Below are 12,799 nucleotides of genomic sequence, written 5' to 3'. Positions count from 1 at the left end.
TCGGAATCGGGTCAATTCCATGCGATGTGGGTCGATCTGATGGATCATGATCAGCGCATCGAAACAGGCGGGGGAGATCGGCGACGCCCTCCCCGCATTCGGCCGTACGAGCGGGAAGGACGAGGTGTTGACGACGAGAAAGCTGCTCGCGACGCTGGCCACCCTGCTCTTGGTGTGCTGTGGTGCGGGCTGTTCCACCTGCTCCGTTTCACAGGGGCCGCCGGTCACCATGCCGAAGCGGGACGCGGCTGCCGACGTGGTGGTGCGCGCCTACCTGGAGGCCGTCGCCGCCCGTGACGACGAAGCGGTACGCCTTCTGTCGGCGCCGGCTCATTACCGGCATGTCCACAGCTGGCCCGATGACCCGCTGGACACATGGGCCGACGTGAAGGTCTCCGCAGTCGGCGAGCCTGTACCTGACGAGTACGGTCCTGGCGGGTATCGGCAGGTACGAAGCGTCGCCGTCGACATCGAGGTGCGCCGGTGCGACGAAGACCCGCCTAACGACGACAGGCACTGGCCGTACATGTTTCTCACGGGCCGGCAGTCGGACGACGCTCCCTGGAAGGTCATCGGGTTCGGCGCGGGTTGAGGGTCACTGGTGCGCCGGTGCCTCGAACGCCGGCTTTGACTTCGAGCGCGCTCGAATTCCTAGCGTCGCGTCCATGACGACGACACTGATCACAGGGGCCAACAAAGGGCTCGGGTTCGAGACCGCGCGGCGGCTCGTCGGCGCCGGGCACACCGTCTACGTCGCCAGCCGGGACGCCGGGCGTGGACGGCTGGCCGCCGAGCGGCTGGGCGCGCGGGCGGTGGCGCTGGACGTCACCGACGACGCGTCCGTGACGGCGGCGGTGCGGGCCGTCGAGGCGGGCGGCGGGCTGGACGTGCTGGTCAACAACGCCGGCATCCAGGTGGAGATGGGGGACGACGGCCAGGTGGTGGCCGGGGCGGCGGAGGTGACCGCCGAGATGATGCGGCGCACGTTCGAGACGAACGTGTTCGGCATGGTGCGCGTGCTCCACACGTTCCTGCCGCTGCTGCGGCGCTCCGGCGCGCCGGTCGTGGTCAACGTGAGCAGCGGCCTGGCCTCGCTGTCCCGGATGACCGATCCCGGCCGCCCCGGTCATGCCTACGCGGGCGTCGCGTACCCGGCGTCGAAGGCGGCGGTCAACATGGTCACCGTCCAGTACGCCAAGGCGTTCCCGGAGATGCGGATCAACGCGGTCGAACCCGGCTTCACCCGTACCGACCTGAACGGCAACAGCGGCCGGCAGACCGTCGAGCAGGGCGCCGAGATCATCGTGCGCATGGCCCAGGTGGGGCCGGACGGCCCCACCGGCGGCTACTTCGACGCCGAGGGGCCGCTCGCCTGGTGACCGTCCCGCGCGCCTCCCCGGGAGGCGCGCGGGACCGCCGGTCAGTCCTTGATGACCGCGTCGCGGGGGCCGCCGTAGACCGGGTTCTTGTCCAGGCGCTCCTCCGTCACGAGCAGCTGGATCACCCCCTTGGCGTTCTCCTCCGCCTCCCAGACCACCCAGTTGTCGCCGACGGGCGTGCTCTGGGTGCGGTCGATGCCGTACCCTCCCGGGTTGCCGGGCGGGACTGAGATGACGGCGAAGATCACCTTCTTGCCGCGCTTCCGCAGCTCGGGCAGCACCTCGCCGACCGTCTTCTCGTCCACCCGCAGGCCCTCCAGCGAGCGGCCCTTGTAGGTGGCGGCGCGGAACTCCGGCTCCACGTGCTTCGGCGTGGGCGCGGGCACCGGCTCGCAGGGCGAGACCGGGCCCTCCATCAGGTACGTCGTGGTCATGCCGTGCTTGCCGCTGATGGTCCAGACGAACGTCTGGCCCGGGCCGAACAGCTTGCTGTTGATCCGCATCTGCCAGCCCTCGGTCTCGCCCGGGATGTTCTCCGGCACGCTGTAGAGACCGCGAGGGATGTTCTCCACGTGCTTCCCGCGCGGTTCGCGGCACATCATGCCCGTGGGGACGTGGTCCACCGTCGCGGGCACGCCCAGCTCCTTCAGCCGCCGCTCCAGCTCCGGCGCGTCGTCGAAGTCGCGGATCTGGATCGTCACCATCCCATCGTCCAGGTTGACGGCCCACGAGGTGGGCGCGCCGTCCTTCAGCGCGATCGGGACCGTCACCACACCGGCGGCCAGCGCGACGGCGGTGGCCAGCCCCAACGCCAGCCGCCTCGGCCTGACGCCCCGGCGCACCCGTCGGGCCGTGCCTGGCTCCGGCCCCGGATCCTCGGCGGTGATCGTGGCCAGCAGCGCCCGCGCCCCCGCGCCGGACGGCTCACCTCCCCGCTCACCCGGCGCGACCCGGGCCAACGCCCTGATCGCCTCGATCTCGTCGACGTTCTTCACGGCGTCCCACACGGTTTCCTTCACAGCGCTCCCCCCAGCGGCCTCTCCGCCGGGACCAGCCGGCTCTCTGCGGTGACGTGCACGCCCGCCGCCGTCAAGGCGCGCGACAGGCGCTTGCGGGCGCGGTGCAGCCTGATGCGCACGGCGTTGCGGGACAGCCCCAGCGCCTTCGCGATCTCCTCGCGCTCCAGCCCCTCCCAGGCGACCAGGGACAGCAGCTCCCGGTCGTCGTCGGGCAGGCTGCGGAAGGCCCGGCCGATCGCGTCCAGCTCGACCCGGGTGTCGGGCGAGTGGCCGTACAGGTCGGCGAGTTCGGCGTCGAGCTCGGCCGTGCGCTCCCGGCGGCGGTTGTCGCCCCGGAAATGGTTGGCCAGGACCTTGCGCGCCACCCCGTACAGCCAGAGGGTGGCCTCGGGGCCCTCCGGCAGCTCGTCCACCCGGCGCCAGGCGACGGTGAAGGTCTCGGCCACCACGTCGGCGGCGTCCTGGGGCGAGTCGCACCGGCGCGCGGCGTAGGCGGTGATCTGGCCGTAGGCCCGGTTGTAGGCGGCCTCGAACCTGGCCGATCGCTCGTCATCCACGGGCGGTTCCCATGGCGGATCTCCTCATCGAATCATTTGTTCGGACACCCCTGCCTATGTGCGCACACGTGCCATCATTTCGCCGGAAACCGCGGCGAGTGGGGAGAGATGCGACAGGAGAGGCGCGGTCACTCGCCGCTCACGGGGTTCTTCGGCACGCGCTTCTCCGACACCAGCAGCCGCACCGCGCCCTGCCGTTGCGGCTCGGCGGCCCACACCACCCAGTGGCCGCCCACCTTCGCCGACTGCTCCCGCGGGTCCACCGAGAAGCCGTCACCGCCGGGAGCGGGCTCGATGATCTGGAACGACACCTCCAGGCCCCGCCTGCGCGTCTCGGCCAGGACCTCGGCGACCGTGCGGCCGTCCGCGGCGTACCCCTCCAGGGCCTCGCCCTTGCGGCCGGCGTCGGCGTTGTTCTGGTACGGCTCGCCGGGCCTGGCCGGGCGGCCGAGGTAGAGCGTCCCCTTGCCGCCGAACCCCTTGGAGACGGTGACGGTGAGCGCGCAGCCCGGCTGCCCGGGGGTGCAGCCTTCGGGCCGGAGGGCGCCGCCGATGCGGTCGCGCTCGGTCGTGCCGGCGAAGCCGAGCCGGAAGACCCGGCCGACCCCGGTGGGGGAGGCGGGTCGCAGGTCCAGGGCGACGTCCAGGCCCATCGCCCGGAACGCCTCGTTGTAGAGGGCGTGGTCGGCGAACGGGTCCTTGATCGTGGCCACGTATTGGTCGCCGCGCAGCTCGATGTCGATGGCGGCGTTGGCGTACGCGGCGGGACGGGCGTCGCGCCCGGCCACCACCGGCCCCAGGACGGCCACGGCGGCGAGCACGGCGGCGAGCACGGCGGCGAGCACGGCGGCGAGCACGGCCGCGGCCGGCAGCCCCACGAGAAGACGGGTGCGCCGGGCGGCCGGGAGGCGGTCCCTCTCCGCGGCCAGCGCGGCCAGGAAGCGGCCCTCCTGCGCGGCCAGCGCGTCCGCGGCGGGCGCGGGCACCTCGCGGCGGAGGCGTTCGAGCTCGGTCATCTCATTCATGGGCGGGCTCCTCGCTGACGATGGCCATGGGGTTGACTCCGCCGAGCTCCCGGCGCAACTTCTCCCTGGCCCGGTTGATCCGCGACCGCACGGTTCCGACGCGCACGTCCAGCGCCTCGGCGACCTCGGGGTACGTCAGCCCGGCCCACGCGACCAGGAGCAGCGCGTCCCGGTGCCCCCGGGGCAGCGCCGCCAGCGCCCCGGCCAGACGGCGGCGGGCCGCGGCGGCGCTGACCCGGTCGTCGCTGCGGTCGGTGAAGGAGGCCGTGACCGGGTCGCTGCCGGTGCGTTCGAGCACGCGCAACTGGTGCACCTCGGCGCGCACGTGGCGGCCCATCAGGTTGGTGGCGATGCCGTACAGCCAGGGACGGGCGTGCGGGCGGGACAGGTCGTACCGGCCGCGCTGCCGGAACGCCGTCAGGAACGTCTCCGCCACCACGTCGTCCGCCGCGTCGGCCCCCAGCCTTCTGGTGACGTACCGGGTGATGCCGGAGGCGTGCCGGCGGAACAGCTCGGCGAAGGCTTCCGGTTCGTGCAGGGAGCGTTGGACATGGGAGGCGTCATCACCTTCCGTAGGGTTCGGGGCGCTCACTTCGTGGCCTTTCGGCGATGAATCAGGACAACTGTTGTTGCCTGACCGGCCGCGAGCGGTTCCCGGCGACCGCGTACGGAACGCCCCCCATCATCCCGGCAGGCGATCAGCCGCCGTCGAGGACGGTGTAGTCGACCTTGCCGTTGGGCAGCCGCGGCAGCGCGTCCAGCCGCTGGAACACCGTCGGGACGGCCACGATCGGCAGCCGGTCCAGCAGGTGGGCGCGCAGGGCCCGGCGGTCGATCCGGTCCTCGCCGGTGACGAGGTAGCCCTTCAGCCGGGCCGGTCCGGAACCGGCCCGCGCGACCCCGACGGCGGCGGCCAGCACACCGGGGAAGCCCGCCATGGCGTGCTCGATCTCCGCCCGTTCCAGCCGCGCGCCGCCCAGCTTGAGCTGGTGGTCGGCACGGCCGTGGAACAGCAGCTCGCCGTCCGGGCGCAGGGAGACCAGGTCGCCGGTGCGGTAGGCGTCCCCGATGCCCTCGGCCAGGCCGGGGCCGGAGATCACCAGCTCCCCGACGCCGTCCGGGCCGGGATCCGCGATCGACACCCGCGCCCCCGGGACCGGGCGGCCGATCGGCACCCGGGCCGCCGCCGCGTCCTCGGGGACGCAGCGGTGGACCGTGCTCCAGACGGTGCACTCGGTGGGGCCGTACTCGTTGTGCAGCACCGCGCCGGGCAGCGCCGCGTAGTGCTCCCCGACCAGCGCGGGCGGGCACGTCTCGCCCGCGACGATCACCGTGCCGAGCGACCCGAACGCCTCGGCCAGGCCGTTGCGGAGTGCCAGCCCGTAGAACGACGGCACCATGAGCAGGTGCGAGGGCCGGTGCTCGACGGCGAACCGCGCGGCGGCGGCCAGGTCGGACGGGCGCTGGCTCGGGATGACCAGCCGGCCGCCGCAGGCCAGCGTCCAGTAGATGCCGGCGACCGAGCTGTCGAAGGAGATGGACGAGCAGAGCAGGAACCCGGTGACCGGCGTCGCGTAGTGGGCCAGCCGCGCCCCGGTCGACCAGGCCAGGGCGGCCCGCGAGACGGTGACGGGCTTCGGCGTGCCCGTCGAGCCGCTGGTGAAGCAGGTGTAGGCGAGCCGCGCCGAGGTCGCGGGCAGCGGCCCGGCCGGCAGGACCGTACCGGACATCTCGACGCGCCGGACCGGGCCGGTCAGCGGGACGATCATGTCGGGCTCGATGAGCGCGATCCGGGCCCCGCACGCCTGGGCGACGTCCTGCTGCCGCTGGAAGGGGAAGGCGGCGTCGATGGCCACGTAACGGCCGCCGGCCCGCAGGACGGCGAGCATCCCGATGACCGCCCACCGGGACAGATGCGCATGGATCACCACGGGCTCGTCGGGGCGCAGGCCCGCGTCCAGCAGCTCCCGGGCCAGCCCGGCGCTGATCCGGTCCAGGTCCCGGTAGGACAGCTCGCCCTCGCGGTCGGCGATCGCCGTGGCCGCGCCGCCCAGGTGCGGCTCGATGAGCTCAAGCATCGGCCAGCCGCTCCAGGATGTGCAGGAACCCGGCGACCTTCGCCTCCACCCAGTCGCGGCCGAACATCGCGGCCTCGTAGGCGACGATACCGATCACCTCCTCCTCCACCCGCATCGACCACAGCAGGTGCACCGGCATCACGGGCGCGGGCTGCCGCTCCTCCGGCACGGGCGTCAGCAGCAGCGCCGGGTCCTCGGCGGTGGGGGCGAACGGCGTCCTGGGGATGAGCTGGAACACCGGGAAGGTGCGCTCGACGACCTCCGACGGGTCGAACATCACGGCCGCCAGCTCCGGCGCCTCGGGCAGCACCCGCAGCAGCGGCACGTCGTGCCGGTAGGCCGCCCGGCACGCCTCGTCGGCGCGGCGGCTCAGCTCGTCCAGGTCGGCGGGGTCGCCGGTGGTGATCCGCAGCCACAACATGTTGAGCATGAACCCGGCCGTGTACCACTCCGACGGCTTGCGCCCGGCGGTGATGACCGGCACGACCGCGTCGCGGCGCCCGGCCCAGACCGACGCGGTGAACGCCGTCAGCAGCAGGGTGAACGGCGTGGTCCTGCGGCGGCGGGCCACCCGGCCCAGGTCCCGCCACAGCGGGCCGGGCACGGTGAAACGGCACGTCCGCTGGTCGCCGCGCCTGCCGGGCGTCGGCACCGGCATGGCGAGCTCCGCCACGCCGTCCAGCCGCTCCTTCCAGTACGGCAGCGCGTCGGTGATCGTCCGCTCCCAGGAGGGCGAGAAGTCGTCGGCGGCGACCTCGGCGTACCCCATGACGGCCGTGCCCGGCGGCGGCCCGCCGCGCAGCCGGGCGGTGTAGGCGTCCGACAGGTCGCGCGCCAGCAGCGGCAGCGACCAGGCGTCGGAGGTGAGGTGGTGGGCGACGATCACCAGCAGGCTCGTGCCGTCCGCGCAGCGGCCCAGGTGCACCCACAGCAGCGGCGGCTCGTCCGGCGGGTAGGCCGAGCCGGTGGCCATCGCGAGGAAGGCGTCCTCGTCGTCCACGTCGTGCACCAGCAGGCGGCCCGGCGCGCTCTCGTGCACCCGGGCCCGGACCTCGCCGTCCGGGTCGCGCGACACGGCCGTGCGCAGCGCGTCGTGCCTGGCCACGACGTCATCCACGGCCAGGCGCAGCACGCCGGCGTCCACCTCGTGCGGCACGCGGTAGGCCGCCCGCACGATGAACGTCGAGTTGAGCACGCTCCCCGGCACGGCCTGCTCCAGCCCGAGCAGCAGTTGCTGGGCGTAGGTGAACGGGATCTCTGTCGTCATTGGCCTCTCCTGGGCGTCCCCGAGATGATCAGCTTCTTGAAACCGGTGAGGAAGGTCGATCGCACCCGGACCGGTTCGCCGGCCACCTCGACGTCGGCGAAGGTCGCGAAGAGCGTCGCGAAGAACAGCCGCAGCGTCAGCCGGGCCAGGTGGGATCCGATGCAGTAGTGGTGTCCGCTGCCGAAGGCGAGGTGGCGGTTGGGCGTGCGGGCCGGGTCGAACGTGTCGGGGTCGGCGAAGACGGCGGGGTCGCGGTTGGCCGAGCCGATCCAGGCGACCACGGGCTCGCCCGCCGCGAGCTGCACGCCCGACAGCCGCACCGGCCGGGTCGTGTGCCGCATGAAGTGGCTGCCGGGCGACGCCCAGCGCAGCGCCTCCTCGACCCCGCCGCGCAGCAGGTCCGGACGGGCGGCCCAGGCGCGGTAGCCGCCGCCCCGGGCCAGCTCGAACACCGTCGAACTGGCCACGTTCGGCAGGGTGACGCCCGCCCCGAGCAGCAGGCTGTAGCAGTTGGAGACGGCCGTGCCGGGGTCCATCCGGCCGCCGTCCCGCGACAGCATCAGGCTGATCAGGTCCTCGCCCGGCTTGCGGGCGCGCTCCCGTACCAGGTGCAGGAAGTAGGCGAACAGCTCGCGGTGCGCCCGGCGCAGCGTCCCGGACGCGTCGCCGGTGAGCTGGTAGTCGGGGTCGTCCTCGGCGCTGGCCGCCATGACCAGCGTCAGCAGGCGCGGACGGTCGTCGCGCGGCAGCTCCAGCAGCGGCCCGACCAGCGCCAGCGGCAGCCCCCGTACGGCGGCGGCCAGGTCGAACTCCGGCCCGTCCAGGCCGGGGGCGAGCAGGGCGGTGATCGCCGCGATGACGGACGGCTCGTAGGCGGCGGCCGAGCGCATGCCCATGACCTTCTGCAGCGGGGCGCGCATCCGGTCGTGCGCGGGCGGGTCGGTGGCGGCGAGCTGCCGCCCGGCGGCCGGGTCGGCGCGGCCCAGCAGGTTGAGCAGGGTGCCGCGCTCGCTGGTGAAGCACGTGTGGTCGCGCAGGACGCGGTCCACGTCGGCGTACCGGGTGACCGACCAGAAGCCCCGGTCGTGCCGGTGCACCGGGTCGTTCTCGCGCAACCACCGCCAGGTCTCGTGCTGCCCGCCCGCCTCGAACAGGGCGGGGTCGGCGAGGTCAGGCATGGTCGAGCGGGGCCGGCGAGCCGATCACCTCGGCCAGCTCGGCGATGGTCGGCGACAGGAACAGCGTCCAGGCGGGCACCTCGAAGCCGAACTCCCGGTCGATCGCGAACTGCACGTCGGCCGCCAGCAGGGAGTCGCCGCCCAGCTCGAAGAAGTCGTCCTCGACGCCGACGGGCGCGACGCCCAGCTTGGCCGACCACAGGACGGCCAGCCGCCGTTCGATGTCGGTGCGTGGAGCCTCGTACGCCGATTCCAGTTCCAGGTCGTCCCGTGACGTGACAGTGGTCATCCCAGCTCCGTGGTGAGGTGAACGCGAGAACCCGCCCACCCTGCCCCCACCGTTGTTGAGCCCCCGTTGAGAATGCGTTGATCCCCCCGCCCCCCGCCCGGCTAGACTCCCGCCGGGAGGTGACCGTGGACGGTCCGCGCACGAGGAACGCGCTGGCGGCCCTCTGCCTGTCGGCCGCCCTCACCGCCTGCGGGACCCAGTGGTTCCCCCACCGTCTCCAGGCCGACCCGGCGGCCCTCGCCCAGGTCCTGGAGATCGGCCGGACGGTGCGACAGGAGCAGGCGGAGCTGGCCTATGACGGCACGATCCAGGTCGAGGACGTCGTGCTGCTGGACCTCGGCGCCGCCACCTTCGAGGAGGCCCTGCGCCTGGCGCACGACCGCCTGCGGCGGCGCGGCTGGGAGGACGACGCGGAGGGGCCGGATCGCCTCGGGATGAGGTCGCCCGCCTGGAAGCAGGCGTCACTCATCGTCGGCTCCCTGTGGAGCGCCGGCACCCACCGGATGCAGGCGGACGCTCATGCGGGACGGCTGACCGGCGGTGCGGTCGTCGTGGTGCGGCTGTGTGAAACGGCGTGAGCGCGCTCCGCCGAAAACGAGCAGAACAGAGCTTGACGGGCTGCGAGATTTCGTTTCATAGTGGGCCGGTCAAGTCCCTTACGTATGTCCGGAGGTTCTTGCCGGTAATTATGTTAGCGATAACATCGCCGCCGTCCATTCGGTGACGGAGCAGGTCGGTGGGCATTTCTGGCGTGCGCGCGAGTGCGCCTTCTCATGCCTGGAATTTCCGAGGAAAGCGGAGGTCCATTGATGAGATACCGGTCCGGATCAAGCATTCTCGAAAAGGCGGGAGCCGCCGTCGTGCTCGTCGCCGGGCTGCTCGCCGGCGCCCCCTCGGCGGCGCAGGCCGCCGCCCAGCAGCCGTGCGACATCTACGCCGCCGGCGGCACCCCCTGCGTGGCGGCCCACAGCACGACCCGCGCCCTGTACGCCGCCTACAACGGCCCCCTCTACCAGGTCCGCCGCTCCTCCGACAACGCCACCCGCGACATCGGCCTGCTCGCCGCGGGCGGTTACGCCGACGCCGCCGCCCAGGACGCGTTCTGCGCCGGCACGACCTGCCTCATCACCGTCCTGTACGACCAGTCAGGACGGGGCAACCACCTCACCCAGGCGCCTCCCGGCGGCTTCCCCGGCCCGGCGCCCGGCGGGTACGACAACCTCGCGGTCGCGACCGCGGCCCCGACCATGGTCGACGGCCACAAGGCGTACGGCGTGCGGGTCACCCCCGGCACCGGCTACCGCGACAACACCACCAACGGCATCGCCAAGGGCGACCAGCCCGAAGGCATGTACGCCGTCTTCGACGGCACCCACCACAACGGTGGCTGCTGCTTCGACTACGGCAACGCCGAGACCAACAGCCGCGACAACGGCAACGGCACCATGGAGGCCATCTACTTCGGCGACATCAAGGTCTGGGGCTACGGCGCCGGCAACGGCCCCTGGGTCATGGCCGACCTGGAGAACGGCCTGTTCTCCGGCGTGAACCCGGGCTACAACCCGGGCGACCCCAGCGTCAGCCACCGCTACCTGACCGCCATCGTCAAGGGCGAGCCGAACCACTGGGCGATCCGCGCCGGCAACGCCCAGTCCGGCGGCCTGTCCACCTACTACGACGGCCCCCGTCCCAACGCCCCCGGCTACAACCCCATGAAGAAGGAGGGCGCGATCATCCTCGGGATCGGCGGCGACAACAGCAACGGCTCCGCGGGCACCTTCTACGAGGGCGTGATGACCGCCGGCTACCCCTCGAACGCCACCGAGAACGCCGTGCAGGCGAACATCGTCGCCGCCGGCTACACCACCACGGGCGGCGGCGCGGACGGGACGCTCACCCCGGGCGCGTCCGTCTCGCTGCGCGCGACCACGGCCTGCTGCACCACCCGCTACCTGCGCCACCAGAACGACCAGGTGGTCACGTCGGTGATCGGTTCCGGCAGCTCGTCGCTGGACCGGAGCGACGCCACGTGGATCGTCCGCAGCGGCCTGGCCGGGGGCTCGTGCGTGTCGTTCGAGTCGCGGAACTACCCCGGCGACTACCTGCGGCACCGCAACTACCAGCTCTACCGGCAGCACGACGACGGCAGCGCGCTGTTCGCCGCCGACGCCACCTTCTGCCCGCAGGCCGGCAAGAGCGGCCAGGGCACATCGTTCGCCGCCGCGAACTTCCCCGACCGGTTCCTGCGCCACTACGACAACACCGTCTACATCGCGAGCAACGGCGGCTCGCACGCCTTCGACAACGCCGCCTCCTGGGCGGCGGACGTGAGCTGGGTCGTCAGCCCGCCCTGGGCATAGACGGGGGCCCGAGCCGTCCCCGGCCGCGCGGCCGGGGACGGCTCCGTGCATGTCGGTTCAGTGCACGTCGGCTCAGTGCATGTCGGCCGGGCGCGCCCGCCCGTCGAAGGGGAAGCGGGCGCGGAAGTCGATCTCGGCCTCGGCCATCGACATGAACGTGACCCCCTTGTGCCCGCGCATGTACGCGATGAGCCGCTCCAGCATGAGCAGCACCTGGGGACGCCCGCTGACGTCGGGATGCAGCGTGACGGGGAAGACCGCGTAGTCCAGCTCGCGGTAGACCCAGTCGAACTGGTCGCGCCACTGCTGTTCGAGGTCGCGCGGGTTGACGAAGCCGTGGCTGTTCGGCGAGCTCTTGATGAACATCATCGGCGGCAGGTCGTCGAGGTACCAGTTGGCCGAGAACTCCACCAGGTCCACCTCCTGGCCGGGCACGAGCGGCTTCATCCAGGTCGAGGCGGCCTGCTCGTAGTCGATGTGCGTCCATCGCTCGCCCTTGCGGGCGTAGAAGGGCTGGAAGTCGCGGTAGGACTGCGAGTGGTCGTAGCCGAAGCCGTAGCGCAGCAGCAGCTCGACGGTCCGCGCGGACATCTCCCACCACGGCGCCACATAGCCCCGGGGCCGGACGCCGAGCACCTCCTCCAGCACCTCCAGGCTGCGCGCGAGGACGTCCTCCTCCTGCTGGGCGGACATCGCGACCGGGTTCTCGTGCATGTAGCCGTGCGCGCCGACGTCGTGCCCGGCCTCGACGATCCGCCGCATCTGGTCGGGGAACGACTCCGCCGAATGCCCGGGGACGAACCAGCTCGTCCTGATCCCCTCGCGGGCGAACAGGCGCAGCAGCCTCGGGGTCCCGACCTCGGCGGCGAACACGCCCCGCTGGATGTCGTTGGGCGAGTCCTGGCCGCCGTACGAGCCGATCCAGCCCGCCACGGCGTCCACGTCCACGCCGAAGCAGACGTTGATGGCTTTCTTCATGGACCAGGACGTACCCCCGCCGCGACGGACGGGCACCGGGCTCGACGGATCTTGGGCAGATCCTTCCCAGGTGCCCTGACCTGGACAGGTTCGCCTACAGTTACGGCGTGAACATCTGCGTCTTCTGCTCCGCCGCCGACCTCGACGAGCGCTACACCCGCCCCGCCCGCGAGTTCGCCGAGCTCATCGGCAAGGGCGGGCACACCCTGGTGTGGGGCGGCTCCGACAGCGGTCTGATGAAGGTCATGGCCGACGGCGTGCAGGAGGCGGGCGGCCGCCTGGTCGGCGTCTCGGTCGAGTTCCTGGCGCACAAGGCCCGTCCGGGCGCGGACGAGATGATGATCACCCGCGACCTGGCCGAGCGCAAGGCGCAGCTCCTGGCCCGCGCCGACGGCATCGTGATCATGGTGGGCGGCAGCGGCACGCTCGACGAGGCCACCGAGATCCTGGAGCTGCGCAAGCACGGCCTGCACAGCAAGCCGGTCGTGCTGCTGAACACCGCGGGCTTCTACGACGGGCTGAAGCAGCAGTTCCAGCGCATGGAGGCGGAGGGCTTCCTGCCGTTGCCCCTCACCGAGCTGGTGTTCTTCGCCGAGGAGGGCGTCGGGGCGATCGCCTACCTGGAGGAGCAGTCGGGCCTGGTCCCGCCGGTCGCCGGCGGCTGAGCGG

Annotated in this window: 14 protein-coding genes; 5 read left to right on the top strand and 9 right to left on the bottom strand. The window is 72.4% G+C overall.

Going from position 1 to position 12,799, the window contains the following annotated elements; translation table 11 throughout:
* The first annotated feature begins 46 nt into the window (after positions 1-46).
* Entirely contained in the window at positions 47-592 is a 546-nt protein-coding gene (locus ACIBST_RS02225; RefSeq protein ID WP_397168327.1) for a hypothetical protein, read from the top strand.
* Positions 593-665: 73 nt separating this feature from the next.
* Positions 666-1,379: an SDR family NAD(P)-dependent oxidoreductase gene (locus ACIBST_RS02220; protein WP_397168325.1), complete on the top strand. Its 714-nt coding sequence runs from the start codon at positions 666-668 to the stop codon at positions 1,377-1,379.
* A gap of 41 nt (positions 1,380-1,420) precedes the next feature.
* Here ACIBST_RS02220 and ACIBST_RS02215 read toward each other — a convergent pair whose 3' ends face one another.
* The 8 genes from ACIBST_RS02215 to ACIBST_RS02180 all read right to left on the bottom strand — a co-directional run bounded on the left by ACIBST_RS02215 (position 1,421) and on the right by ACIBST_RS02180 (position 8,792).
* A complete protein-coding gene (locus ACIBST_RS02215) occupies positions 1,421-2,398 on the bottom strand; it encodes a hypothetical protein (RefSeq protein ID WP_397168323.1) in 978 nt (325 codons plus the stop codon).
* The gene (locus ACIBST_RS02210) at positions 2,395-2,955 is read right to left on the bottom strand and encodes an RNA polymerase sigma factor (protein WP_397168322.1); all 561 of its coding nucleotides are present in this window, start codon (positions 2,953-2,955) and stop codon (positions 2,395-2,397) included. Before ACIBST_RS02210 ends, ACIBST_RS02215 begins: the two co-directional genes overlap by 4 nt.
* A 128-nt stretch (positions 2,956-3,083) precedes the next feature.
* Positions 3,084-3,980, bottom strand: coding sequence for a hypothetical protein (locus tag ACIBST_RS02205; RefSeq protein WP_397168320.1), 897 nt, complete (start codon positions 3,978-3,980; stop codon positions 3,084-3,086).
* The gene (locus ACIBST_RS02200) at positions 3,973-4,572 is read right to left on the bottom strand and encodes an RNA polymerase sigma factor (protein ID WP_397168318.1); all 600 of its coding nucleotides are present in this window, start codon (positions 4,570-4,572) and stop codon (positions 3,973-3,975) included. Before ACIBST_RS02200 ends, ACIBST_RS02205 begins: the two co-directional genes overlap by 8 nt.
* Positions 4,573-4,678: 106 nt before the next feature.
* Positions 4,679-6,058, bottom strand: a complete 1,380-nt coding sequence (locus ACIBST_RS02195) for an amino acid adenylation domain-containing protein (RefSeq protein WP_397168317.1) — start codon at positions 6,056-6,058, stop codon at positions 4,679-4,681.
* Entirely contained in the window at positions 6,051-7,325 is a 1,275-nt protein-coding gene (locus tag ACIBST_RS02190) for a condensation domain-containing protein (RefSeq protein WP_397168315.1), read from the bottom strand. Before ACIBST_RS02190 ends, ACIBST_RS02195 begins: the two co-directional genes overlap by 8 nt.
* Entirely contained in the window at positions 7,322-8,503 is a 1,182-nt protein-coding gene (locus ACIBST_RS02185; protein ID WP_397168313.1) for a cytochrome P450, read from the bottom strand. Before ACIBST_RS02185 ends, ACIBST_RS02190 begins: the two co-directional genes overlap by 4 nt.
* A complete protein-coding gene (locus ACIBST_RS02180) occupies positions 8,496-8,792 on the bottom strand; it encodes a phosphopantetheine-binding protein (RefSeq protein WP_397168311.1) in 297 nt (98 codons plus the stop codon). The genes ACIBST_RS02185 and ACIBST_RS02180 overlap by 8 nt, the downstream gene beginning before the upstream one ends.
* 125 nt (positions 8,793-8,917) lie before the next feature.
* Here ACIBST_RS02180 and ACIBST_RS02175 point away from each other — a divergent pair, with 125 nt between their 5' ends.
* Complete coding sequence (locus ACIBST_RS02175) at positions 8,918-9,370, top strand: hypothetical protein (RefSeq protein WP_397168309.1); 453 nt, start codon at positions 8,918-8,920, stop codon at positions 9,368-9,370.
* A 282-nt stretch (positions 9,371-9,652) separates the two neighbouring features.
* Positions 9,653-11,152, top strand: coding sequence for an alpha-L-arabinofuranosidase B (locus ACIBST_RS02170; RefSeq protein ID WP_397168307.1), 1,500 nt, complete (start codon positions 9,653-9,655; stop codon positions 11,150-11,152).
* A gap of 72 nt (positions 11,153-11,224) precedes the next feature.
* Here ACIBST_RS02170 and ACIBST_RS02165 read toward each other — a convergent pair whose 3' ends face one another.
* Positions 11,225-12,130, bottom strand: a complete 906-nt coding sequence (locus tag ACIBST_RS02165) for a polysaccharide deacetylase (protein WP_397168305.1) — start codon at positions 12,128-12,130, stop codon at positions 11,225-11,227.
* 107 nt (positions 12,131-12,237) lie between these two features.
* Between ACIBST_RS02165 and ACIBST_RS02160 the strand changes: the two genes are divergently transcribed.
* Positions 12,238-12,795, top strand: a complete 558-nt coding sequence (locus ACIBST_RS02160) for a TIGR00730 family Rossman fold protein (RefSeq protein WP_397168303.1) — start codon at positions 12,238-12,240, stop codon at positions 12,793-12,795.
* The last annotated feature ends 4 nt before the right edge of the window (positions 12,796-12,799 follow it).

The sequence above is a fragment of the Nonomuraea sp. NPDC049684 genome, from assembly GCF_044465345.1.
Lineage (GTDB): Bacteria > Actinomycetota > Actinomycetes > Streptosporangiales > Streptosporangiaceae > Nonomuraea.
This window is presented reverse-complemented; position numbering and strand designations above follow the sequence as displayed.

What these genes read in the sequence shown, in the direction of transcription:
- ACIBST_RS02195 (WP_397168317.1), bottom strand. Translation starts at nt 6,058, where the DNA reads ATGCTTGAGCTCATCGAGCCGCACCTGGGCGGCGCGGCCACGGCGATC.
- ACIBST_RS02165 (WP_397168305.1), bottom strand. Translation starts at nt 12,130, where the DNA reads ATGAAGAAAGCCATCAACGTCTGCTTCGGCGTGGACGTGGACGCCGTG.
- ACIBST_RS02220 (WP_397168325.1), top strand. Translation starts at nt 666, where the DNA reads ATGACGACGACACTGATCACAGGGGCCAACAAAGGGCTCGGGTTCGAG.
- ACIBST_RS02185 (WP_397168313.1), bottom strand. Translation starts at nt 8,503, where the DNA reads ATGCCTGACCTCGCCGACCCCGCCCTGTTCGAGGCGGGCGGGCAGCAC.
- ACIBST_RS02205 (WP_397168320.1), bottom strand. Translation starts at nt 3,980, where the DNA reads ATGAATGAGATGACCGAGCTCGAACGCCTCCGCCGCGAGGTGCCCGCG.
- ACIBST_RS02180 (WP_397168311.1), bottom strand. Translation starts at nt 8,792, where the DNA reads ATGACCACTGTCACGTCACGGGACGACCTGGAACTGGAATCGGCGTAC.
- ACIBST_RS02225 (WP_397168327.1), top strand. Translation starts at nt 47, where the DNA reads ATGATCAGCGCATCGAAACAGGCGGGGGAGATCGGCGACGCCCTCCCC.
- ACIBST_RS02190 (WP_397168315.1), bottom strand. Translation starts at nt 7,325, where the DNA reads ATGACGACAGAGATCCCGTTCACCTACGCCCAGCAACTGCTGCTCGGG.